The organism is Streptomyces sp. NBC_00454, assembly GCF_041434015.1.
Classification (GTDB): domain Bacteria; phylum Actinomycetota; class Actinomycetes; order Streptomycetales; family Streptomycetaceae; genus Streptomyces.
Genome location: NZ_CP107907.1, coordinates 2,164,778 through 2,187,726 on the forward strand (window position 1 = coordinate 2,164,778; position 22,949 = coordinate 2,187,726).

A 22,949-nucleotide genomic window follows, 5' to 3' on the forward strand; every position below is an offset into this window, starting at 1 on the left:
CCCGGCCCATTCCCCGGAGGGACGGCCCGCGGCTAGCCCGCGGCGGGCTCTATCTCGCGGGGCCGCAGCTCCGCCTGCTCCAGTACGTCCTTCAGGTGCCGTTCGATCACCGGCAGCACCTCGGCGATGGTGATCTCGCGCCCGAGTTCGTACGAGAGCGAGGTCACACCGGCGTCGCGGATGCCGCAGGGGACGATCCGGTCGAACCAGGTGTTGTCGGGGTTCACGTTGATCGCGAAGCCGTGCATCGTGACGCCCTTGGCGACCCGGATGCCGATGGCGGCGAGCTTGCGGTCCTCGCGGCGCTGGCCGGCGTTGGACGGGGCGTACTCGGGGCCGTTCAGGCGCGGGTCGAACTCCTCGTCCGCCAGCCGCGGGTCGAAGTCGAGGGAGAGCCCGCCGATCTTCGGGCGGTCCTCCACCGGGTCGCCCAGCACCCAGACCCCGCTGCGCCCTTCGACGCGGGTGGTCTCCAGGCCGAACTCGGCGGCCGTGCGGATCAGCGCGTCCTCCAGGCGGCGGACGTGGGCGACCACGTCCACCGGGCGGGGCAGCTTCATGATCGGGTAGCCGACCAGCTGGCCCGGCCCGTGCCAGGTGATCTTGCCGCCGCGGTCCACGTCCACGACGGGCGTGCCGTCGAGCGGCCGCTCGCTGTCGGCGGTGCGCCGGCCGGCGGTGTAGACCGGCAGGTGCTCCAGCAGCAGGCAGGTGTCCTCGACCTCGTCCGCGAAGCGGGCCGCGTGCACCCGGCGCTGTTCCTCCCACGCGGCCGTGTACTCGACGGCCTCCGGTCCGAAGCCCAGATGGACAAACCCAAGCTCAGCCACCGCGGCGCCTCCTCGTTGAACCTGCCGTCGAACTTGCTGTGTGCACGTATCGCACCAAGCAAGGGTACGGCGGCCCGCGCGCGGCCCTTCAGCCGCCCGTCACGGGCACCGGACGCGGCCCCGGCGGCGGCTCCGCGGGCGGTTCCGCGGGCATCTCCGCGCTCAGCTCCGGAGCCGGCTCCGGCAGCTGCCTGGGCCGCCTGCGCCCCTTCGGCGGCCGGTCCGGGTCCTCGTCCGCCCGCGGCAGCCGCCGGTGCCCCTCGGAGTGGTCGTTGACCCAGCCGCACACGCCGCACGCGTACCGCCCGTCGAGGCCCGCGATGTACGTCCCGCAGCGCCGGCACTCCGCCTCGGTCAGCTCGGGCGCGGCCAGCTCGGGTACATGCAGCGGGGCCGTGGACTCTGCGCAGCTGTCGTCGCCGTAGAGGCGCTCGGAGCTGCCGGGGCGGTGCGCCCCGGTGGGCCGGCGGGTCATGGGGCGCAGCGTACGCGGGTGGAGGGGGTCAGTCCGTAAAGAGCCCCACCGGTTCTGCACACGATCGGATGAATGTGGGGCAGACAGGGCGGTGCGGGCGGAGTTGGCCGCTACATTCACGCCGTTCACAGGGCCGGGACTCCGGTCCGTCACGTCAGGAAACCGTGGAGCAGATGACGGAACGACCTGCCCAGCGTGTCCCCAACCGGCAGCTCGCGGCACTGATCGCCGAGGCCGGGTTCTCCAACGCCGGGCTCGCCCGCCGCGTCGACCAGCTCGGTCTGGAGCACGGTCTCGATCTGCGGTACGACAAGACCTCCGTGACCCGCTGGCTGCGCGGGCAACAGCCGCGCGGTACGACCCCGGCGCTGATCGCGGAGGTGTTCACCCGGCGCCTCGGGCGGCGGCTGTCGGCCCAGGACCTGGGGCTGGACGCGTGCGCCCCCGTGTACGCCGGGCTGGAGTTCGCGGCCACCCCGGAGGAGGCCGTGGACATCGCCAGCGGGCTGTGGCGCAAGGATTCCGGCTCGCACGCCGAGCTGCGCAAGATCGCCTTCACCCCGGCCGGGCTGGTGGTGCCCAGCCGGGACTGGCTCATCGGGCGGGCCGACGAGCGGGTCGGCCGGGGGGCGGAGCAGTCCGCCGCGAGGGTTCCCGAGCAGGGCCGGCCCGTGCCGGTCCGGGCCTCGGTGCCCCGGCAGCGGCAGATCGACCGCGGGCCCGGACAGCGGGTCACGGGCGGGGACATCGCGGCGCTCAGATCGGTGAGCGAGCTGTTCCGCACCCTGGACCACGCCTACGGCGGCGGCCATGCCCGCCAGGCGCTGGTGCGCTACCTGGAGCACGAGGCGGAGCCGATGCTCCGCGGGACGTACGGCGAGACCACCGGGCGGCGGCTGTTCTCGGCCGCCGCCGATCTGACCCGGCTCGCGGGCTGGACCTCGTACGACATCGCCGCGCACGGGCTCGCCCAGCGGTACTTCGTGCAGGCGCTGCGCCTGGCCCAGGCCGCCGGGGACCGGCCGTACGGGGCGTACGTGCTGGTCACGATGAGCCGGCAGGCGGTCTACCTCGGCCACGGCCGGGAGGCGGTGCAGCTGGCCCGGGTGGCCCAGCAGGGCGTCGGCTCGGGCCCGCCCCCGGTGGTGCAGGCGCTGCTGCACTCGGCGGAGGCCCGCGCGCACGCGGTGCTCGGCGAGGTCAGGGCGGCGACGGCCTCGCTGGTGCGGGCCGAGCGGGCGCTGGGCGCGGCCCGGCCGGGTGACGACGTACCGCACTGGGCGCGGTCCTACGACGAGGGACAGCTGGCGGACGAGTTCGGGCACTGCCACCGCGACCTGCAGCAGTACCGGGCCTCGGCGCAGCACGCGGAGCGCTCGCTCCAGCTGCGGGCGCCGGGGTACGCGCGCTCGCGGCTGTTCTGCCGGGTGGTGCTGGCCACGGCGCGGCTGGGGCTGGGCGAGCTGGACCAGGCCTGCGCGCTGGGCGCGGAGGCGGCGCAGCAGGCGATGGAGATGCGGTCGGTGCGCGCGGTGGAGTACGTACGGGACTTCGAGCGCCGGCTGGAGCCGTACCGGGACGCGTCCGCGGTGCGGAGCTATCGGGACCGGGTGGCGGCCTTGTCGTGACCCTGCGCGGGTCGGCGCTGACCCGCGGGTCGGCTGCGCGTGTGTCCCTGCGGGTGCGTTGCCGGGGCGCCGCCCCGGACCCCGCGCCTCAAGCGCCGGCGAGGCTGGATTTGCCCCGCCGGCTCTGTTGGATGGCGCTCAGGCCGCCACCGGAAGCATGGCTTCCGGGGCGGCCGGGAGCGGGATGCCGAAGTCCTTCAGGACGGCTCCGGCGGCGCGTCGGGCCGAACGCAGCGCGCCCTCGACGGTGTTGGTGTCCCGGTGGTCGCCGCACACGTAGAGCCCGGCGAGGACCCGGACCGGGCGGCGCGTGTCCTGCTGCGGGGGCATGGCGGGGACGGCCTCGGGGGTGTGGTGGACGGCGAGGAGCTCCCACTCCCGGGTCGAGGTCTCGTAGAGCCGGGCCAGGCGCGAGGCGACCGTGCGCGCGGGCGGCGGGGGGCCGAGCACGGTGGTGGTGACCAGGCTGCGGCCGGCGGGGGCGCGCGTCGGGTCGACGGCACTCATCACGGCGGTGTGCGCGACGGGCCACTTGGGGTCGCCGTCCAGGAGCAGCGAGCCGTCCCAGGGCAGGGTCCCGGTGGTGGCGTGGTGGATGACGGTCACCTCGTGGAAGGCGGGCACGCGCAGCCCCGGGAGCAGTTCGGCCGCGGCCCGCGCCCCGGTGGCCAGGACGGCGGAGCGGCAGCTGAAGTCCCCGTGCCCCTCGGTGGTGACGAGGTTGGTGGCCACCGACCGGACCCGGACCCCGGTGCGTACGGTGCCGGGCGGCAGCGCGGCGGCGAGCAGTCCGGGCAGGGTGGCGGCGCCGCCCTCGGGCACGGCGAGGCGGCCGCGGGCGAAGGTGCGCAGGGCGAGGTCGGCGACGCGGCTGGAGGTGGCCAGCGCGGGGTCGCGCAGGAGCGCGGCGAGAAGCGGGCGCAGCGCCGCACCGAGGCTCCGGGAGCTCAGGGCGGCGTGCGCGGTGCGCTCCGGGCGGGCGAGCAGGCGTTCCTCGGGCAGCGCGGCGAGGCGGCCGAGGGCGGCGCCGATCCGGGCCTGGTCGAGGGAACCGCTGGTCAGGGCGCGGGCGGTGGTGAGTGCTGCGGCGTGCAGGATCCGGCCGTCGGTGTGGATGAGGGCGCCGGGCGCGAAGGGCCGCAGGACCAGGTCCTCCAGGCCGGGGGTGCGGGCCGGCTCGGCGTAGGCGGTGTTGAGCAACTGGCCGACCCGGTCGAGCCGGAAGCCGTCCAGGGTCTCGGTGGCCATCCGGCCGCCGGAGTCGTCCGCGCCCTCCAGGACGATGACCGTGACCCCGGCCGCGATCAGGTGGTGCGCGGCCGCAAGTCCCGAGACTCCGGCTCCTACGATGACTACGTCCGCATGGTGTGCGTGTGCGCTGTTGAGCACGTGCCCCTCCCCGAGGTCGGCCCGGCTGTGTGGGAATCCTCCTTCCCCCAACCGGCTCCAGCGGAACCCGAGTTGACGGAGCTATTGCGAGCAGCGCGGTCAACTCCGGTCGCACGGCGGTCGCATTCGGCTCACGTACGGTCGCACGCGGACGCCGGACGCTCCCCCTCGGGCTTCGCCGGCTTCTCGGCGCGGGGGGCGGAGGGGTTTGACGGGGTAGGGGGGCACTGGCGTGGCGGGGGTACCGGCAGGCCGACCGGCGTGCCGACTGGCGTGCCGACTGGGCGTGCCGACTGGGCGTGCCCGTTGTCGTACCGACCGGCGTACCGGCTAACGCGCCAGCGCCGCCCTGATCGACTCGTCGATCCCGGGGTACCGGAAGACGAAGCCGGACTCCAGCAGCCGGGCGGGGCGCACCCGCTGGCTGCCCAGCACGTCCTGGGCGAACTCGCCGAGGACGAGGCGCATGGCCGGAGCCGGTACGGCGAACACCGCCGGGCGGTGCAGGACCCGGCCCATCGCGGCCGTGACCTCGCGGTTGGTCAGGGGCTCCGGGGCGGTCAGGTTCACCGGGCCGGTCATCGCCGGGGTGTCGAGGACGTGGCGCAGGGCGGCGAGCTCGTCGTACATCGAGATGTGCGACCAGTACTGGCGGCCGTTGCCGAGCCGGCCGCCGATCCCCGCCTTGAAGATCGGGAACAGCTTCCCCCAGGCCCCGCCCTCGGCCGCGACGACCAGCCCGGTACGGGCGAACACCGTCCGGACGCCGGCGTCCTGCGCGGGGGCCGCGGCCGCCTCCCACGCGATGCACACCTCGGGGAGGAAGCCCGCTCCCGCCGGGGCGCTCTCGTCGACCGCCCGGTCGCCGGTATCGCCGTAGTAGCCGATGGCGGTCCCGCAGACGAACACCTCCGGCGGCTCGGCCATGGCCGCGATAGCACGGGCCATGGCGGCCGTGCCGTTGACCCGGCTGTCGCGGATCTCCCGCTTGTACGCGTCCGTCCACCGGTGGTCCCCGACCCCGGCCCCGGCCAGGTGCACGACGGCCCCGCAGCCGGCCAACCCGGCGGGATCGACGTAGCCGGCCGCCGGATCCCACCGCGCCTCGTCGGCCGCGGAGGCCGCCCGCCGCACGAAGCGGACCACTTCGTGCCCGTCGGCACGCAGATCCCGCACGAGAGCACTGCCGATGAGACCGGTGGCACCGGTGACTGCGATACGCATGGCCCCATCTTGGCACCGCCGGGGCTGCGGGGCCCTGGGCCAGGGCGCGCGCAGCCGCCGGGCGCGGCGTTGGGCGCAGCCGCGGGGGCGGGTGGGGGCGCAGCCCTGGGATCGGGTAGGCGCAGCCCCCAGGGGGCGGGTGCGGGCGCAGCCCCGGACCGGGTGCAGGCGCAGCCCCCAGTCGGGCGGGGTGGGCGCAGCCCCCGGGTTGGGCGCGGGCGCAGCCACGTGTCGGTGTCGGGCGCGGCCCCGGGCGCCGGCCCTGGCCCGGGTCGGGCTCGGGGGCGCAGCCCCCTGGCCGATGCTGCCGCTCCGCGCCGGACGGCGGCAGGGGTGGATGGGGTGGGTCAGGATGGGGTCGCTGTGCCGAGCCAGGTGCCCACCGCGTAGGTGACGGCCATTGCCAGGGCGCCGCCCGTGACGTTGCGGGCCACCGCTCGGGCCGCGCCCGCCCCGCCCAGCCGTGCGCTGAGCACTCCGCACAGGGTCAGGGCCAGCAGCACCGCCCCCACCGTCACCGGCACCCGCCCCGACGGCCCCGGCAGCACGATCGCCAGCAGCGGCAGCAGGGCCCCCACCGTGAACGCCACCAGGCTCGCCAGGGCCGCGTGCCACGGATTGGCCAGTTCGTCGGGGTTGATGCCCAGCTCCACCCGCGCGTGGGCCCGTAGCGCGTCGCGTTCCGTCAGCTGTTCCGCCGCCTCCCGCGCCACCGCCCTGCTCAGCCCCCGCTCCACCAGGAGCCCGGTCAGCTCCTCCAGCTCCTCCGCCGGGGATTCCGCCAGTTCCCGCCGCTCCAGGTCCAGTGCCGCCTTCTCGGAGTCCCGCTGGGAGCTGACCGACACGTACTCCCCCGCCGCCATCGACAGCGCTCCCGCCAGCAGCCCCGCGACGCCCGCCGCGAGGATCGCCGACCGCGAGGTCGTGGCCCCGGCGACGCCGACGACCAGGCCCGCCGTCGAGATGATCCCGTCGTTCGCGCCGAGCACCCCCGCGCGCAGCCAGTTCAGCCGGGTGCTGATCGCCGCGCTCTGCGTACCGCCGTCGGTGCCCATGCCCGAGCCCGCGCCACCGCCCGTGCCGCCGTCCGTCGTTTCCGTCACGCCCCCACTGTCGTGGCCTCCGCCGCCCGGGGCCACCCGGCGTGCGCGCCTTCCGTGCCGGTACCAGGGTGGAGGAGTGAGACGCGTACGCGAGGAGCCGGGCTGGCTCCGCGGGGCGCCGCCGCCGCGCTGGGCCCGGCTCGCGCCCGCGGTGGCTCTGTTCGTGCTGGTCTGCGCCCAGCGCGTCACCCCCGGCGATGTCGAGTTCGGCTACTTCCTGGCCGGGCTCCCCCCGGTGGCCGCCTTCGCGTACGGCGCCGCCGGCACCGCCGTCTTCGCCGGCGTGGTGCTCGTACTCCTCGGCCTGCCCGGCATCGGCATCGCGCACGCCCGCGGCTCCGACCTCGCCACCGTGGCCGCGATCGGCCTGTTGAGCGTGGTCGTGGCCTGGGTCCGAAAACGTCGTGACGCCCAGCTGATCAGCGTCCGGACCGTCGCGGAGGCCGCCCAGCTGGCGGTGCTGCCGCCCGTCCCCGAACGGGTCGGCCAGGTCCGCTGCTCCGGCCTCTACCGGGCCGCCCAGCGCGGCACCCTGGTGGGCGGCGATCTGTACGACGTCCGGGTCGGCCCGTTCGGCGTGCGCGCGGTGGTCGGCGACGTCCAGGGCCACGGCCTGGCCGCCGTCGGTACGGTCGCCTCGCTGCTCGGCGCCTTCCGGGAGGGGGTCCTGGACGACGCGGAGCTCACGGCGGTGGCGGCCCGGCTGGACCGCCGTCTGCTGGCGGACGCGGCGGGTTCCGCGGTGGAGCACGCGGAGCTGTTCGCGACGGCCGTGCTGCTGGAGTTCCCGCCGGGGCTGGACCTCGTACGGATCGTGTCGTGCGGGCATCCCCCGCCCCTGCTGCTACGGGGCTTCGTGGTCTCGGAACTCGACGTGGAGCCGGGGCCCCCGCTCGGCCTGGGGCTGGCCGGCCCGGCCCCGTCGCAGCCCACCGAGCTCCCGGTCCGGCCGGAGGACCGGGTCCTGCTGTACACGGACGGGGTGACGGAGGCCCGCGACGCGGCGGGGAACTTCTACCCGCTGGCCGCGCGGGTGCCCGTACTGGCGACGGATCCGGTGGGGCTGGCACAGGCGGTGTGGCGGGACCTGGCGTCCTTCACCGGGGGCGGGCCGCGCGACGACGTCGCCTTGCTGGTGCTCTCACCGGACGGTGACCCCGACGGTGCGCACCGCACGCCGTGACGGCTGCGATCACCGCGATCACCGTCATCGCCATCGCCATCGCCATGACCGCACCGTACTGATCATGTGATCAAACGATGACAACTACCCATTTGGGCCATTCTCCGTGTTTCGCTCGGGTCTCCCGCTCCCCCAAGCACGGAAACCGAGGCCCACTGCATGCACGCACCGCGGAAGCACAACCAGCGAATCACGGCCGTCGTGGCAGCGGCGGGCGCCATGGCCCTGCTGATCGGAGCGATCGTGCTCGGCGCGGCCGGGAAGGAGGCGATGGCCCCCGACTCGGGCTCGGCGAAGGACCAGGTGATCGAAGCCCCCGCCCGACTGAAGGCGAGCTCGGCCCTGGCACCCGCGCCCGCGGCCGAGGACGGGGACGGGGACGAGGGCAAGGTCGTCAACGTCACCCTCGACGACGGCCCGACCTCGCGTCAGAGTTGAGGGGCGAGAAGGGTCAGCCTCAGAACGGCGGCGACGGCCGACAGCGCCGGCAACACGAACCACCACCCGCGCAGCCAGCCGACCTTCACGAACATCCACGAGAGCAAGACCGTCACGACGGTGAAGCAGAGGGCGGCACCCGCGGCGAAGCCGGAGTTGGTGACGGCCTGCCTGTCCCAGGGACCGTCCGGCTCGACCATGTAGGCGGTGAGCACGACGTAGCACGTCACCAGGTGAGCGAGAGCGAGCACGCTGGCACACACCGCCGCGCCGACCCGGCCCGTGGACTCCGGCCGCGGCCCGCCGGACGCCACCGGTGCCGAACCTGCGCTTCCCGTCACTTCAGCGCCCCCTTCACCCGGTCCGGCCTGCGGTCGAACCCCCCGGCCGTACGCCTGGGCATCGTACGACCTCGCCGGCCGGTCGGCCCGGGGTGGGCGACCGGCCGGCGAGGCTGTTACGCGGCTTCGCGGATGAAGGAACGGACCAGCTTGCAGGTGACGTTGGACGGCCGGTGGATGCCCGTCCGGACGGCCATCGCGCGGATCTTGCGGTTGGTGGCGCGCCGGACGTCATAGGTTCCCGAGTCGAGCAGGGATATCGCCAGCCGCATCGCCTTCAGCCGCCGGTTGTGGCTCTCGTACCACTCGCGGGGCAGCCCCGCCGGCAGCGGCTTCTTCTTGACGGTCTCGATGGTGCGCAGGGTCATGGCAGTGGCCATCTACAGCCTCCCAAACGGTAGTTGGCATCCTGTCCTTCTCCTTCGATTTTACCGGCGACCACTGACAAAGGACCTGGCCAGGCGCCGCCTCGCTAAGCTTCCGGGTATGGAGATCTGGATCAATCCGGCCTGTTCGAAGTGCCGCAGCGCGCTGACCCTGCTGGACGCGGAGGGCGCCGAGTACACCGTCCGCCGCTACCTGGAGGACGTGCCTTCCGAGAGCGAGATCCGCGAGGTCCTGGGCCGCCTGGGCCTGGAGCCGTGGGACATCACCCGCACCTCGGACCCGCTCGCGAAGGAGACCGGAGTACGGGACCTCCCGCGCGAGGAGACCGAAGCGGCCCGGCAGCTCTGGATCAGCCATCTGGCAGCGCACCCGAAGCTGATCCAGCGCCCGATCATCACGGCGCAGGACGGCACCGCGGTGGTGGCCCGGTCGGAGGAGGCGGTCCGGGAGGCGCTTGCGCGCAAGGGTTAGGTCGGGTGTCCGGCGAATCTTGCCGGGCGGCCCGCCGGCGCTGACCGGCTATGGTGCCCCACCGGACAAGGAGCTGGTGGGGCAGGTTGGGGCCGCCGCTAAATGCTTCGACATCGGGCGCGGCGATCGGGGACGCTTCGCGCGATGACAAGAATCGACGACACGCCGCCCGCGTGGGACGAGCGCACCCAGCTCACCACGTTTCTCGACTACGCACGTCACACCGCCCGCGCCAAGTGCGAGGGCGTCTCGGTGGAGAACGCCCGCAAGGCGCTCCTGCCGGGCTCACCGCTGATGACCTTGAGCGGATTGATCAACCATCTCCGCTGGGTCGAGTACTACTGGTTCCAGGTGGTCTTCCTCGGCGAGGAGGACCAGGGCCCCTGGACCGATGAGGACCCCGACCGCGAGATGCGCATCGCCGTCGACTTCCCGCTCCCGCAGTTGCTCGACGAATACGCCGAACAAAGCGCCCGCTATCGCGAACTGGTCGCCGGGAACAGCCTGGCCAAGCAGGCCCAGCGGGCCATCCGCGACGGCCTCCATGTCGACCTGCGCTGGATCCTCCTCCACCTCACCGAGGAGACAGCCCGCCACAACGGCCACCTGGACATCCTGCGCGAGATGCTCGACGGCACGACCGGCGGCTAGACCGTCTCGGACGCGGAGGCCGCAGCGCGTCAGCGCAGGGCCGTCATGACCGCGCCCCACTGGGCCGTGGTGGTTCCCGTCAGCGCGCACGACTGGGCGGCCGGGACGGTCCGGTAGGCGCTGGTCAGCCGGTAGGAGGACAGCTTGCTCTCCGGCAGCGCGGTCCACTCGGCCGCGAACGCCGGAGCGGTCCCGGTGTTGGTGCCCACCGCGCCGACCAGGAGGTCCCCCGCCGCGCAGTCGAGCCTGCTCGAACCGGTGCTGAAAGCGGTCCTGCCGGACTCGCCGTGGGCCTGCGCGTGGCCTACCGCCTCGCCGACCCCGCGGAACTCGTCCACCGTGACGTTGTACTTGCTCGCGTGCGGGTAGACCACGTGGATCGAGTCGGCCGTGGTGAGCGGACGCACGTGGAACGCGGCGAGGAGCATCGTCCGGTGCCTGGAGCTGTCCGTCTCGTCGCCCACGATCCGGAACTCGTCGCCTCTGGTGTCCGTCACCTCTACCCGGCCGGGGCAGGTGCTCGTCAGCATGAGGCTGACGACCAGCGCGTCCCCCTCCGCGACCGGGGACACGACGGGCAGCACGAAATCGGTGCCGGACAGGATCTGCTGGTCCCCCGCGGGGCGCGCCACCCAAGCGGCGGGCGTCTTCGGTGACGAAGGCGCAGCGCCATTGCTTGCGGGCGGGGCCGGCTTGGGCGACTTGGCCGGCGGTGTGGGCGCCGGGCTCGCGGACGGGCAGCCCTGTTCCTCCACCGGATACCCCGCGTGCGTGGCGGCCGGGGTCCGGGGCGGGACCGTCGTGGCCATCGCCGCCGCTCCGAGGGCGGCGCCGAGGACGAGGGCCACGGCGTGGGTGACCGCCCGGCGCCACCTCGGGCCGCGCCTTGGGCTCCGTAGCCCCCGTAAGCCCCGTAGCCCCCGTAGCCCCCGCGCGTCCGCCCCGGGGGCCGGCTCCTCGGGGCCGGGATCGGGGGCAGGGCCGGGGCCCGGAACCGGGGTTGAGGCCTCGGCCGGGATCGGGGGCGAGGGCGGGGGCGTCTGCGGGTCCCGGGTCGGGTCCGGGCCGGCGTGGCCGTCCGGGGAGAGCCGGAGCCTCGTCCAGGCTTCCTTCCAGCGCGGCAGCGCCGCCTCCGGCACGCCGAAGGCCACGAGCAGCGCCCGGACCCGGTCCCACGGGGGCAGCGAAGGGCGTTCGGGTTGCAGGGCGTGCGCGATGGTGGTGTGCGGCAGTCCGGTGCGGCGCTGCAACTCCCGTAAGGACAGGCCTTCCACCGCTTTCAGCGTGCGCAGGGCCTCGATGAACCCGGCCACGGTGCGCAGCCGTCCCGGATCCGACCCCGCCCGGCCGTCGCCGACGCTCCGACCCGGACTCTCCCGCTCCGAACTGGTCATGGCTCCCCCGCCGTCCGCGGCCCGCCACCGGATTCGGGCGTCCGAAGACGCCCAGGTCGGTCCGTGCCGATCCACGGACGCCGTGCGGGCGGCCGGATCCTATGGCCGCCGCGCCGGGCCCCGAAATGGATCAACCGGCCATCTCTCCGGACCGCGCTGGCCGAGAGCGGGCGGACCAAGGTCCTGCCGCCTAGGCCGTCTCTTTCGGATCTTGTCGGTCAGGTCCGCGTCGTCCGGTGCCGTGCCTCGGCGCGCTGCCGGGGCTTCCGTGTACTGGACGTACTCGGGTGCCGCGGCAGTGCGGCGAGGTGCGGTGCCGGGCGGCGCGGACCCGGCAAGATCCGAAAGAGACGGCCTAGCCCGGCCGCGGATCCTTCGGCGGGGCAGGGCCCCTCCCCTCACGCGGACCCCATCCCCCACCCCCTACGCTTGCCGAGGTCAGCCCAAACGGGGATGAATCGCACCCAAGGACCGCCCTCCGTGACCGAGCAGTCTCCGGAAATCCCCGCAGCACCCCTCCTCCCCCCGCCCCGCCGGAGCGCGGACTGGATGTTCGGCGGGGTGTACGGGACGGTCCTCGCGTCCGGGCTGCTCGCCGCGCTCGACCAGAAGGGCGGGGACTACACGCCCTTCTACGACGCCAGCTGGGTCCTCGTCACCGCCGCCACCGCCGGGCTCGCGCACGGGTACTCGCACCACATGGCCACCCACCAGCCCGGTTCCGCCGGGCACCGGTGGCGGCTGCTGGGGCGGGCGCTGTGGAACGAGTGGCCGATGATCGCGGCCACCCTCCCCACCGTCCTGTTGCTGTTCGTCGCCGGGCTCACCGACTGGGACTCGCACGGGGTCACCGCGATCGGGCTCGGCCTGAACACGGCGATGCTGTTCGCCTGGGGCTGTTTCGTCGCCCTGCGGGTCGGCTACAAGCTCGGCTCCGCGCTCCTGATCGGCGTCGCCGACGCCACGATCGGGCTGGCCATCATCGTGGCCAACGCCCTCATCAAATAGGCGGGGACCTCGCCAGATAGGCGGGGACCTCGCCAGATAGGCGCGGCCCCCGTCACCCCGGCAGCTGCCCCTCCGCCTCCGCCAGGATCTCCGTCAGCCGGGCGCCGAACTCCGCGCCCCGGGTGTCCGGCACCCCGGTACGGGCGGCCGTGAGCAGTGCGTCCAGGGCGCTGCCGTAGGCACCCGGGACGTTGCTCCACTCCGGCAGGCCGAAGACGCCCTCGGCCCCGCGCAGTTCCAGGCCCACTCCGGCGGCGGCGCGCGGGGAGCTGAGGCTCAGGACGGCGGTGCTGGCCGCGCCGGAGGTGTGGCGCAGGGCCAGTTGGACCACGTCGGACGGGCCGCGGGTGGCGCTGACCGAGGTGACGTCGCCGAGGACGGGGATGAGTACGGACAGGGCGTGCGGGCCCACGTCCCAGAGCCCGCCCTTGGCCTTGCGCCAGGGCGAGTCGGCGTAGGCGCTGGGCTCGCCGTCGGGCGGGAAGACCGCGCCGAGCCAGTGGGCGGCCGCGGTGAACCAGCCCGAGCGCTCCGCCTGCTGCGCCACCCAGCCGGCGGTGGGCTCGGCGAAGCGGAGGGTCAGGAAGACGACGGAGGCGACCCGGTGTTCGACGACGGCGTCGGCGACCGCGCGGGCGTCGGCCGCGGTCGTGGCGACGGGCTTGTCGAGCAGCAGGTGGCATCCGGCGGCCGCCGCGCGGACGGCGAGCGGGGCCTGCACGTCGGGCGGCAGGGCGAAGGCCACGGCGTCACAGTCGGCGAACAGCGCGTCGGGGTCTTCGTACACCTTCACGCCGTACTGGCGTGCGAGCTCGGCCGCGGCTTCGGGGCGCCGGCCCCAGACTCCGGCGAACTCGGAGCCGGTGTGCGCGGCGAGGGCGGGCGCGTGGGTGCGGTGGGCCCAGGGGCCGGTTCCCAGCAGTCCGACGCGGGGGCGCGGCCCGGAAGCGGCCCCTGCGGAACCGTCTTCGGTGGACTTCAAATCGTACGAAATGCTCACCTGCCCAGTCTGCCCCACCCGGACGGGTGCCCCGTGGCCAACCCGCACAACCACGCCCACCTGCGGCGTAAACCTCGGTAACACGGGGTTCACACACGGGCAACGGAAGAGAAATCGCGAGCGGGCACGCTGCGGTCTACACCGCAGTTTCGGACACCGTCGTTCGACACCGCAGTTCGAGATCGCAGCACACCACCGCAGCACCCGCAGAGTCTGCGCCGGAGCGACGCACCGAAGGATGGGGCCCGTGAGCTACAAGGCTGAGTACATCTGGATCGACGGAACCGAGCCGACGGCGAAGCTGCGCTCCAAGACGAAGATCATGGCGGACGGAGACGCGCTGCCGATCTGGGGCTTCGACGGTTCGAGCACCAACCAGGCCGAGGGCCACGCCTCCGACCGCGTGCTTCAGCCTGTGTTCACCTGCCCGGACCCGATCCGCGGCGGCGACCACGTCCTCGTCCTGTGCGAGGTCCTCAACATCGACATGACCCCCCACGAGTCGAACACCCGCGCGCAGCTGCGTCCGATCGCCGAGAAGTTCGCGGGCCAGGCCCCGATCTTCGGCATCGAGCAGGAGTACACCTTCTTCGACGGGACCCGCCCGCTCGGCTTCCCGGTCAACGGCTTCCCGGCCGCGCAGGGCGGCTACTACTGCGGCGTCGGCTCGGACGAGATCTTCGGCCGGGAGATCGTCGAGAAGCACCTGGACCACTGCCTCACGGCGGGTCTGGCCATCTCCGGCATCAACGCCGAGGTCATGCCCGGACAGTGGGAGTTCCAGGTCGGCCCGGTCGGCCCGCTGGAGGTCTCCGACCAGCTGTGGATCGCGCGCTGGCTGCTCTACCGCACCGCCGAGGACTTCAACGTCTCCGCGACGCTGAACCCGAAGCCGGTCAAGGGCGACTGGAACGGCGCGGGCGCGCACACCAACTTCTCCACGAAGGCGATGCGCGAGGACTACCGCGCGATCATCTCCGCGGCCGAGTCGCTGGGCGAGGGCAGCAAGCCGCTGGACCACGTCAAGAACTACGGCGCGGGCATCGACGAGCGCCTGACCGGCCTGCACGAGACGGCTCCGTGGAACGAGTACAGCTACGGGGTCTCCGACCGCGGCGCCTCCGTCCGCATCCCGTGGCAGGTGGAGAAGGACGGCAAGGGCTACATCGAGGACCGGCGCCCGAACGCGAACGTGGACCCGTACGTGGTCACCCGCCTCATCACGGACACCTGCTGCACCGCCCTGGAGAAGGACGGCCTGGTCTGAGGGCCTCCCGCCCCTCGCTCCACCCGCACGACCCGGCGCCCGCCGAGCCCCCGTGGCCCGGCGGGCGCCGTCGTTGTCCACAGGGCAGGGCCCTCCCTGGCGCCCTGTCAGTCCCCTCTGACACGGTGTCCGCATGCTGCCGATCAGAGTCCAGACCGCACACGGCCGTTCCTACGAGCGCCCCGCGCTGCCCTTCCTGTCCGAACTGGCGGGGCGCCTCGACTCGGACGAGAACGATTTCCTCATAGTGGAGCGGATGACGAGCGACCCGGACGTCTACATCCAGGTCGCGTACGACAGTGACGGCGAGTACCTGCTGGAGCACCGCGCCGGTGGTCACGACCGGCATTTCCAGACCCGCCTCCCCACCGCGGCCGAGGTCGTGGAGGTCATGGCCCGCTGGGCCCGCGAGGAGAAGGGCTGGGACCTGGGCCCGGTCTGGAAGCGGCTCGAATTCCAAGCCGAGGAGCCGGCGGAGCCGCTGCCGCCCGAGGTGGAAAGGCAGTTGGAGCAGGCCGTACGGGGCTGGTTGCGCTGTGGCTACCACAGCCGGGCGACCCTCACGGAGAGCGCCGAGGACCACCTGGTCGACGGCACCGTCCGGCCGGTGTCCCGGCAGCAGGCCGCGCAGCTGGTGACCCGGCTCTGGCGGGAGCGGGTGGCCGAGCAGGCCGGCTGGGTGGGCGAGACCGACCCGGAGCGACTCGCGCGGGCCTTCGCCGCGCTCGGCGAGGCCGGACTCACCGCCCGGGAGAACTTCACCTGTTGCCGCAGCTGCGGTACGGCGGAGATCCGGGGGGACGGCGCCGAGGACGCCCGCGGGTTCGTCTTCTTCCACAGCCAGTGCACCGAGGGCGCCGCCGACGGCGGGGACCTGTACCTCCTCTACGGGGGCTTCGCCCCGGATGGCGACGCGGCCGACGAAGGCGCCGACGAGGCGAGGACCGTAGCCGTGGGGCGGGAGGTCGTGGCCGCCCTGGACGCGGTGGGGCTGGAGTGGAGCTGGGACGGATCTGCCCACAATGCGATACAGGTGACCGGACTGGACTGGCGGAAGCGGCTGAACGGCTGAGATTTTGTCGGGATTGTGACGGTCCGTTCACGGGGTGATCGCGGAATATGAGATTCCGCTCCACGACGTGAGACGGGGTCTGCCTTGGCGCCCGTACATCTGCTTGAATGGGCGCATGGCCAGCCACTCGCACACCTCGATCGGTCGCAGCGACCTCGAGCCGTTCTGGCCTTCCCGTCAGGATCACGATTTCGACCGGGTGTGTTGCCGCGCGAAGAACGCGCCGGCCCTCTAAAGCCTCCGGGACCTCCTCACAGACCTCCCCCGAGGCCTTCGGTCTGCGCGGTACGACACAAGACGACGCCAGTACGTACGTCTCCTGCCGACCACTCCGCGTGAAAGAGCTGACCACTCATGGCAAACACCCGTTCCTTCGCCCCTGCCGCCTCCGCTGCGACCGCTCCCCTGACCTACCCGACCTTCCCCCCCAGTCCGCGCCACCGCCTGCGGTCCGTGGACCGGGACGAGGTGGCCCGCGTCGTGGACTTCCTCCCGCCCGGCGCCACCTGGCTGCCGGCCCCGCAGCACACCCTGCCCACCCTGCCGGGCCAGCCGCCGATGGTCGGCTACCTGGTCCTCGTACCGGCCGATCAGCAGCCGATCGCCTTCGCCCCCCAGTCCGTTCCCGCCGCCCAGACCGGACCCGAGGATGATTCCACCATCGCCGGGGACGCCCTGGTCCGCATCGACCCGGCGCAGCGCACCGCCGAGGTGGACGGCCAGGTCCTGGACCTGACCTACCTGGAGTTCGAGCTGCTGGCCCACCTGGTCGCCCACCCGCACCGGGTGCACAGCCGGGACCAGCTCGTGACCACCGTCTGGGGCTACGGCCACGTCGGTGACGGCCGTACTGTCGACGTCCACGTCGCGCGGCTGCGCCGCAAGCTCGGCACGGCCCACCGCGGCGCGATCCAGACCGTGCGCCGGGTGGGGTACAAGTACGCCCCCTGAGCCCCCGCATGACGCCCGGCGCACGCGGCAAGACCTATGACGGGTGGGCCCGTACTCACGAGGGGGAGTACGGGCCCACGCGCACGCCCGGACCTCCGGGCCGCCGACGGCCGGCCGGACCGGGTTCGACCCGCTAGACCCCCTCGGCCTTCCGCGACCGGCGCGCCGCCGTGAATCCCAGCAGCACGTCGACGGCCAGGAACGCCACCAGGCTGATCCCGAGCAGCGGCAGGAACCAGCCCACGACCGCCGTGGCCGCGGCCAGCGGCAGCAGCAGCGCCACCGGCAGCTTCCGCCAGGCCCCGCGCGGCTGCGGGCGGCCGGCCGAGAGCCTGCGCTCCTTGGTCGGGCGGCGCAGCCACCACATGCGGTAGCCCCAGACGATCGTGCACATCAGCAGGACCGCCAGCAGGGCCAGCGCCAGCTGGTTGACGAGCCCGAGGGTCAGGCCCATGTGCAGGTCGATGCCGAAGCGGGTGAGCTGGGCGAGCAACGGGTAGTCCGCGAAGCGGAGTTCGTCGATGACCCGGCCGTCGGCGGGGTCGATCGAGACGGCGTCCAGGTGCACCGGCACCTGCTTGTCCTGCTCCTTGATCACATACCCCTTGCCCTTGGCGGGCAGGGTGATCCGCAGGTATTCGGTGACCCCGGCGGAATTGGCGAGCACCACCGCCTGGTCGATGTCCACGTTGTCGACGGGGGCCGGCGGCATCTCCATGCCCTCCATGCCCTCGGTCATGACATGGCCGGCGTGGTCCCCGCCCGCGGCGCCGGCCGCGGAGCCGCCGATCTTGGCGGAGACGGCCGGGGTGGCCCCGCCGAGGCTGTCCTTGAGCTCTCCGACGTTCTCGCCGGCGTACTTCGACCAGGTCAGGCCGGTGGCGGAGAGGCCGACGAGGCCGATGGCGAGCCAGACGCCGACCGATCCGTGCCAGGACAGCGTCCTGCGCCGGCCGGTCGCGGCCCGGTCGGGAAGGGCCAGCAGCGCCTTACGGGTGCGCCTGCGGCCGATCCACAGCGCGAGCCCGCCCAGGGCGACGACCCACAGCCAGCTCGCGGCGAGCTCGCTGTAGTTCCGCCCGAACTCCCCCAGCTGGAGGCTGGCGTGGAACTCGCTCAGCCAGGCCCGCAGGGGCGGCGCGTCGCCGACTGTGGTGAGCTTCCCGCGCACCTCGGCCGTATACGGATCGACGAACACCGTGAGGGTCTCGCCCTCGGCGAGTCCCGGGCTCTCCATGATCACCCGGGTGGTGGCATCCGCCTCGGGTGCGGGCCACACGGCGGTCACCGAGCCCTGGGGCGCGGCCCTCTTCGCCGCGGCGACCTGGGAGCCGAGCGTCAGCGTACTGTCGCCGACGCCGTCGACCGTCAGCTGGTCGGAGTAGAGGATCTTCTCGGCCTGCCAGGAACCCGCGTAGAGCAGCCCGGTGGCGGCGGCGACGAACAGCAGCGGGGCTATCAGCACCCCGGCGTAGAAGTGCAGCCGCAGGAGCAGCGGCCGCAGCGCGGCCCAGGTGCCGGGCCTGCGGCCGGAGGATCCCGGCATGGCGTCGGTCGCGGTGTCACCCGTGGCGTCGGGTGTGGGGTCGGATGTGGTGTCGAGCTGGCCGGCGCCCGCGGCGCGGGCCCCCCTGGCCTGGTCGAAAGACATGGGTGTCCTAGGTATTGGCGAAGACGTGGAAGACATGGGTGAGCGGCCCCAGGTCTCGCCGCCTCGCCAAGGAGGTGCGCCGTTCGGTCAGGCGCGGACAGGACGGCCGGGGGCCGTGATGCGTATCCGAGCCGGCCGGGGCGGCCCGCGGCGCTCGGCGGTGTGCGCGTGCACGGCCCCGCGCAGGGTGCGCGGCCGTTCGTACCGGGGAAGGAAGGCAGGCCTCGGCGGTACGGGGGCCACGCGCGTGCGCAGCAGGGCGAGGACCCGGGAGAGCGGCCGGGCCGCGAGCAGCGCTCCGGCCGCGAGGACGGCGGCGAGCCGGAAGACGGCCGCCTCGCCCCAGGCCAGCCAGGCCGCGCAGAACAGTCCGGCGAGGACGTGCGCGGCGATCATGCCGAGGCCGTCTTGGGCGTGACCGGCCATCGCCGCGCCCATGTCCATGCCCGAAGCCATGTCCATGTCCATGCTCATGTCCATGCCCATGCCCATGGCGCTCATGTCGTGCGCGCCCGCCATGTCCATCGCGCCCATGTCCGCGGACGCGGACGCCGATGCCGATGCGGATGCAGACGCCGAGAAGACCAGGTGCAGGACCGCCTGGACTCCGAGCAGGGCCGAGCCGATCGAGAGCGGTCCGCGGCGCCGTCCGGCGCCGAGCCAGGCGAGTCCGCCGGTCAGCCCGAATGCGGATAGAAGCCCCAGTGCAGGAATGTCCGTACCGGACATGTACGAATGCCCCACCGCACCCAGTGCGGCAGCCACCGCCGCGAACATCGCGGCCCGGGCGGCGCGCAGTGGCGCGGGGCTGGGTGGCATGACCTGGGAAATGCTGCCATGGAAACCCGCCTCGCCCGACGCGTGGGGGTGTCCGATCATGACCAGGTGAACTCACTGCGCTGGAAGGTGCCGCTGGGCGCCGTGTACACGGGCGGGGTCCAGCTGGGGGCGTACGCCCTGGAACGGCTGGATCCGGCGGCCCGCGAGCGGGTGCTGCGCGCCTGTTCGACCAATGCCGACAATCTCGACGCCGGCCGCTGGGAGACCCTGCCGGCCAGCGCGTTCCTCGTCGAGGAGCCGATGCCGCTGCCGTACGCGCTGCTCCTGATGGCGGCCCTCGGCTACTGCGAATACGCGTACGGGGCCTGGTGGACGGCCGCCGCCTTCCTGTTCGGGCACGGCGCGGCGACCCTGCTGGTCTACGGGGTGCTGCGCAGGACGGCCGGTCCGCGGACCCGGCGGGCGGTGGACGTGGGCACGAGCTACGGGTTCAACGCCGTGCTCGGCGTGCTGACCTCGGCGCTGCCGCGCGGGCCGGTGCGCACGGCGGCCCGGGCGGGGCTGCTGGCGCTCGCGGCGCGGCCCGTCCTGATGCGGGGCCGGACCTTCACGGACGCCGGGCACCTGGTGGCACTGGGGCTCGGCCTGGGGGTGTCCGTGGCCGCCGATTACCTTTCCGGAGCGAAATCTCCGAAAATCATATGGATGACACGCGTCACCCCCTGAATTCATATGACCCCTATGAATCCATAGCCACGCCAACGCTGGAGTCGCCAAGATGACCGCCACCCCCGCAACGACCGTCGCCAACCTCCGCGACCTCGGCGGCACCCCGCTCTCCGGCGGCCGCACGGTCCGCCCCGGCCTGGTGCTCCGCTCCGGCCAGCTCGACCGGCTCGACGTGGACAGCGACCCGGCGGTGGCCGCGCTGGGCCTGCGTACGGTCATCGACTTCCGCACCGACGCCGAGCGCGCCGACCACCCCGACCGGGTGCCGGCCGGTGCCCGGCTGCTCATAGCCGACGCCCTGGCCGACAAGATGAGCTCCGGCCCGGCCGGCATGCCCGTCGCCGCACAGCTCAAGGACCTGCTGTCCGACCCGGCGGTCGCCGAGGAGCACCTGGGCGGCGGCAAGGCGCAGGCCCTGTTCGGCGGCGTCTACCGTTCACTGGTGAGCTCCGGCTCCGCGCAGGCCTCGTACCGGACGCTGCTCACCGAGCTCGCCGACCCGCAGTCGGGCCCGCTGCTCTTCCACTGCACGGCGGGCAAGGACCGTACGGGCTGGGGTGCGACCGTCGTCCTGTCGCTGCTCGGCGCCGACGACGAGACGCTGATGAGCGAGTACCTGTCGGTCAACCCGGCGGTGCGCCAGGCCTTCGCCCCGATGATCGAGGGGTTCACGGCGGCCGGCGGGGACCCGGACATCGCACTGGCCCTGATCGGCGTCTTCCCCTCGTACCTGGAGGCGGCGATGGACGAGGTGAACACCCGCTACGGCTCGATGGAGAAGTACGTGCGCGAGGGCCTCGGCATCTCCGACGAGACGGTCGAGGCGCTGCGCGCCCGCCTCATCGCCTAGGCCGTCCCTTTCGGATCTTCCCGGTCGATCCGAACGCGTGCACTGGCGACGGGTGACCATCCGACCATTCGCTCGTTCTGCTGAATGTGACTGCGCCGGATACCGCCACCCGCCCCCTCTCGCCCGACGTCGAGCAGGCCGAGGCCGCCATCGTCGAGCACTACCCGCGGCTGGTGCGGCTGGCCTACCTGGTGCTGCCGCCCGCCCTCGGCCGCAACCGCCGGGTCCTCACCGCCCACTCGCTGGCCCAGCGCGCCCTGCCGCGCGGCCGCCGGGACGGGGCGGTCGCCGCCCAGGCCGCGGTGCAGGGCGGGGTTCCCGGGCAGCGGGGCGGGGCGGGTCCCGAGTCCGGGTACGCGTACGTACGCCTGCGCGTGCTGCGGGCCGCCCTGGAGGCCGGGATCCCGCTGACCTTCCGCGCTCTGCCCCGGCGGGCCCAACTGCCGCCACTGCTCCCCCAGGTGTGGGGGCTGCGGCTGTTCCCCCGCTCGGGCGGCGCCGAGGAGCTGGCGCTCGACCAGTGGCTGGCCACCCTCGACGGGCCGGGGCGGGCCGCCTGTGTCCTGCGGGCGCTGGAGCGGCTGCCCGAGCCGGAGGTGCTGCGGGTGCTGGCGGAGGCCGGGGTCGTGAATCCGGCCGCCGCCGTCGCCGAGTCCGGGGATCCGGCGACCGACGAGCTGTTCGCCTCCCCCGAGTTCGATCCGTGCGTGCTCCAGGCCCGGCCCACCGATCTGCTGCGCCGACGCCGCTTCGCGCGGGCCGGGATCGCCGCCGGAGCCGCCCTCGTGGTGTGCGGGGCCCTGCTCGCCCTGCCCGGCGGGGGCTGGGGCGCCGACGGGGCCGCGGCCCCGCTGTACGCGAAGAACGCGGCGGCGGAGCAGGCCCTGGATCCCGGGCAGCTGGTCCGGGCCGCGGCGGGGGCCTGGCGCACGTCCTCCCGTACCGACTACTCCGCCTGGCCCGCGCGCGGGGACCGGGTCGACGACACCGCCCTGCTGCGGCGGGCGCTGGCCGTCTGGGCGCGGCCCGGCCGCTCGGTGGTCGTCTCGGCCACCCCCGGCACCCCGTCGGGTCCGCCGATGGGGCCGCCGCAGCTGCTGTTCGCCGGGACGGTCGACCAGGCCGTCGTGGTGCTGCTGTACGACGGGCTGCGCGTGGCCCGGTACGCGGAACCGCGCTCCGGCACCGAGATCGCGGCCCTGGACTTCGCCCGGACCGACGGCGCCTCCGAGGACACGGCGACCGCGCTCGTACTCAGCCGGGTCGACGGCAACGTCCGCTACCTGGCGGCGCCCTGGGTGACGGGGGCCGCGCTGCGGGACCTGCTCAAGCCGGGTGAAGCCCCCTCCGAGCTGAAGCTGACGCCGGGCGGGATGACTCCGCCGGTGCCCAGCCCGGCCCCCGGCGGGACCTGCACCAGCTGGAACGCGCTGACCCTGACCGGGGACGGCGCGACCCGGCTGATCACCGACCTGGGCGAGCTGACCCCGGCCCGGCTGACCTCGGGGGCGCCGGGCGCCGAGCGGAACGTGACGGAGGGCGCGGAGCTGGGCGACTGGTCGCGGATCGCCTGTCTGCTGCCTTCGGTGCGCTCGCACGGGGTGCGCACGGTCAACGCGTGGACCTACGCGAAGCAGCCGCTGCCCGAGGGCGACGGCTCGGCGACCTGGCTGTGCACGCGGGCGGAGACCTGGCAGGGCACGGCGGACCGGGTGCAGGCGCAGTTCCTGGCCCCGGGAGCCCCGTTGGCGGCGCAGGCCGCGAAGGCGGAGGGCTCGCCGGCGTGCGGGGCCCGGGAGCCCCGGGTGCTGGCCGGGGTGCTGTGGAAATCGAAGGCCGGGCAGTGGTACGTACTGGCCGCGGGCAGCGCGCAGTTCGCCTCGCTGACGGTGGGCGGCGGCCAGGTGAGCGGGTCCGCGGTGGGCAACCGGCTGGCGGTGAAGGCTCCGGCGGGGGCGCAGGTGGAGCTGTCGGGCAAGTTGACGGACGGGACGAAGGCAGGGGTGCTGCGGTAGTCGCACCGGGACGTGGGTGAATCTTCAACCGTCGCGAACGGTCGGGTAGTTGGCGCGATCCGGACATGACTGCCACTAGGCGTACATGACATGATCGGATTCCGGTTACTGG

Annotated in this window: 23 protein-coding genes; 12 read left to right on the forward strand and 11 right to left on the reverse strand. The window is 73.7% G+C overall.

Annotation, left to right across the window (positions count from 1 at the left end):
- Window positions 1-32: 32 nt before the first annotated feature.
- Both lipB and OHU74_RS10055 read right to left on the reverse strand, forming a co-directional pair.
- Window positions 33-830 carry a lipoyl(octanoyl) transferase LipB gene (gene lipB / locus OHU74_RS10050; RefSeq protein ID WP_371615559.1) on the reverse strand — a complete coding sequence of 266 codons (798 nt, stop codon included), beginning with the start codon at window positions 828-830 and terminating at the stop codon, window positions 33-35.
- 88 nt (window positions 831-918) lie between these two features.
- Entirely contained in the window at window positions 919-1,305 is a 387-nt protein-coding gene (locus tag OHU74_RS10055) for a hypothetical protein (RefSeq protein WP_371615560.1), read from the reverse strand.
- A gap of 173 nt (window positions 1,306-1,478) precedes the next feature.
- Here OHU74_RS10055 and OHU74_RS10060 point away from each other — a divergent pair, with 173 nt between their 5' ends.
- Window positions 1,479-2,933, forward strand: coding sequence for a regulator (locus tag OHU74_RS10060; RefSeq protein ID WP_371615561.1), 1,455 nt, complete (start codon window positions 1,479-1,481; stop codon window positions 2,931-2,933).
- Window positions 2,934-3,071: 138 nt separating this feature from the next.
- On the opposite strand, the gene OHU74_RS10065 is transcribed toward OHU74_RS10060, so the two are convergent.
- From OHU74_RS10065 to OHU74_RS10075, 3 genes are all read right to left on the reverse strand, one after another.
- Window positions 3,072-4,322: an FAD-dependent oxidoreductase gene (locus OHU74_RS10065; RefSeq protein ID WP_371615562.1), complete on the reverse strand. Its 1,251-nt coding sequence runs from the start codon at window positions 4,320-4,322 to the stop codon at window positions 3,072-3,074.
- Window positions 4,323-4,652: 330 nt separating this feature from the next.
- A complete protein-coding gene (locus tag OHU74_RS10070) occupies window positions 4,653-5,546 on the reverse strand; it encodes a TIGR01777 family oxidoreductase (RefSeq protein ID WP_371615563.1) in 894 nt (297 codons plus the stop codon).
- Window positions 5,547-5,893: 347 nt separating this feature from the next.
- On the reverse strand, window positions 5,894-6,601 hold the full coding sequence (locus OHU74_RS10075; protein WP_371619631.1) for a VIT family protein: 708 nt from the start codon (window positions 6,599-6,601) through the stop codon (window positions 5,894-5,896).
- A 124-nt stretch (window positions 6,602-6,725) separates the two neighbouring features.
- Between OHU74_RS10075 and OHU74_RS10080 the strand changes: the two genes are divergently transcribed.
- Together OHU74_RS10080 and OHU74_RS10085 are read left to right on the forward strand one after the other, a co-directional pair.
- The gene (locus OHU74_RS10080) at window positions 6,726-7,832 is read left to right on the forward strand and encodes a PP2C family protein-serine/threonine phosphatase (protein ID WP_371615564.1); all 1,107 of its coding nucleotides are present in this window, start codon (window positions 6,726-6,728) and stop codon (window positions 7,830-7,832) included.
- A gap of 159 nt (window positions 7,833-7,991) precedes the next feature.
- The gene (locus tag OHU74_RS10085) at window positions 7,992-8,270 is read left to right on the forward strand and encodes a hypothetical protein (protein ID WP_371615565.1); all 279 of its coding nucleotides are present in this window, start codon (window positions 7,992-7,994) and stop codon (window positions 8,268-8,270) included.
- On the opposite strand, the gene OHU74_RS10090 is transcribed toward OHU74_RS10085, so the two are convergent.
- Window positions 8,261-8,521, reverse strand: a complete 261-nt coding sequence (locus tag OHU74_RS10090; RefSeq protein WP_371615566.1) for a hypothetical protein — start codon at window positions 8,519-8,521, stop codon at window positions 8,261-8,263. The genes OHU74_RS10085 and OHU74_RS10090 overlap by 10 nt on opposite strands.
- A gap of 206 nt (window positions 8,522-8,727) precedes the next feature.
- Window positions 8,728-8,991 carry a hypothetical protein gene (locus tag OHU74_RS10095; protein ID WP_330296093.1) on the reverse strand — a complete coding sequence of 88 codons (264 nt, stop codon included), beginning with the start codon at window positions 8,989-8,991 and terminating at the stop codon, window positions 8,728-8,730.
- Window positions 8,992-9,097: 106 nt separating this feature from the next.
- Here OHU74_RS10095 and OHU74_RS10100 point away from each other — a divergent pair, with 106 nt between their 5' ends.
- Both OHU74_RS10100 and OHU74_RS10105 read left to right on the forward strand, forming a co-directional pair.
- The gene (locus OHU74_RS10100) at window positions 9,098-9,469 is read left to right on the forward strand and encodes an ArsC/Spx/MgsR family protein (protein WP_371615567.1); all 372 of its coding nucleotides are present in this window, start codon (window positions 9,098-9,100) and stop codon (window positions 9,467-9,469) included.
- Window positions 9,470-9,613: 144 nt separating this feature from the next.
- Window positions 9,614-10,120, forward strand: coding sequence for a DinB family protein (locus OHU74_RS10105; RefSeq protein ID WP_371615568.1), 507 nt, complete (start codon window positions 9,614-9,616; stop codon window positions 10,118-10,120).
- A 29-nt stretch (window positions 10,121-10,149) separates the two neighbouring features.
- On the opposite strand, the gene OHU74_RS10110 is transcribed toward OHU74_RS10105, so the two are convergent.
- On the reverse strand, window positions 10,150-11,514 hold the full coding sequence (locus OHU74_RS10110) for a helix-turn-helix domain-containing protein (RefSeq protein ID WP_371615569.1): 1,365 nt from the start codon (window positions 11,512-11,514) through the stop codon (window positions 10,150-10,152).
- Between the two features lie 480 nt (window positions 11,515-11,994).
- Here OHU74_RS10110 and OHU74_RS10115 point away from each other — a divergent pair, with 480 nt between their 5' ends.
- A complete protein-coding gene (locus OHU74_RS10115; RefSeq protein WP_371615570.1) occupies window positions 11,995-12,522 on the forward strand; it encodes a hypothetical protein in 528 nt (175 codons plus the stop codon).
- A gap of 52 nt (window positions 12,523-12,574) precedes the next feature.
- On the opposite strand, the gene OHU74_RS10120 is transcribed toward OHU74_RS10115, so the two are convergent.
- A complete protein-coding gene (locus tag OHU74_RS10120; RefSeq protein ID WP_371619632.1) occupies window positions 12,575-13,516 on the reverse strand; it encodes a Gfo/Idh/MocA family protein in 942 nt (313 codons plus the stop codon).
- A 253-nt stretch (window positions 13,517-13,769) separates the two neighbouring features.
- Between OHU74_RS10120 and glnII the strand changes: the two genes are divergently transcribed.
- From glnII to OHU74_RS10135, 3 genes are all read left to right on the forward strand, one after another.
- Entirely contained in the window at window positions 13,770-14,789 is a 1,020-nt protein-coding gene (glnII, locus tag OHU74_RS10125; RefSeq protein WP_371615571.1) for a glutamine synthetase, read from the forward strand.
- A 133-nt stretch (window positions 14,790-14,922) separates the two neighbouring features.
- Window positions 14,923-15,861, forward strand: a complete 939-nt coding sequence (locus OHU74_RS10130; RefSeq protein ID WP_371615572.1) for a hypothetical protein — start codon at window positions 14,923-14,925, stop codon at window positions 15,859-15,861.
- A gap of 354 nt (window positions 15,862-16,215) precedes the next feature.
- A complete protein-coding gene (locus OHU74_RS10135) occupies window positions 16,216-16,812 on the forward strand; it encodes a winged helix-turn-helix domain-containing protein (RefSeq protein WP_371615573.1) in 597 nt (198 codons plus the stop codon).
- A gap of 133 nt (window positions 16,813-16,945) precedes the next feature.
- On the opposite strand, the gene OHU74_RS10140 is transcribed toward OHU74_RS10135, so the two are convergent.
- Both OHU74_RS10140 and OHU74_RS10145 read right to left on the reverse strand, forming a co-directional pair.
- Window positions 16,946-18,463, reverse strand: a complete 1,518-nt coding sequence (locus OHU74_RS10140; protein WP_371615574.1) for a PepSY-associated TM helix domain-containing protein — start codon at window positions 18,461-18,463, stop codon at window positions 16,946-16,948.
- An 87-nt stretch (window positions 18,464-18,550) separates the two neighbouring features.
- A complete protein-coding gene (locus tag OHU74_RS10145) occupies window positions 18,551-19,282 on the reverse strand; it encodes a hypothetical protein (RefSeq protein WP_371615575.1) in 732 nt (243 codons plus the stop codon).
- 66 nt (window positions 19,283-19,348) lie between these two features.
- On the opposite strand from OHU74_RS10145, the gene OHU74_RS10150 reads away from it, so the two are divergent.
- From OHU74_RS10150 to OHU74_RS10160, 3 genes are all read left to right on the forward strand, one after another.
- A complete protein-coding gene (locus OHU74_RS10150) occupies window positions 19,349-19,969 on the forward strand; it encodes a rhomboid-like protein (RefSeq protein WP_371615576.1) in 621 nt (206 codons plus the stop codon).
- Window positions 19,970-20,021: 52 nt separating this feature from the next.
- Window positions 20,022-20,822 carry a tyrosine-protein phosphatase gene (locus OHU74_RS10155; protein WP_371615577.1) on the forward strand — a complete coding sequence of 267 codons (801 nt, stop codon included), beginning with the start codon at window positions 20,022-20,024 and terminating at the stop codon, window positions 20,820-20,822.
- Window positions 20,823-20,908: 86 nt separating this feature from the next.
- Entirely contained in the window at window positions 20,909-22,837 is a 1,929-nt protein-coding gene (locus OHU74_RS10160; protein WP_371615578.1) for a hypothetical protein, read from the forward strand.
- The last annotated feature ends 112 nt before the right edge of the window (window positions 22,838-22,949 follow it).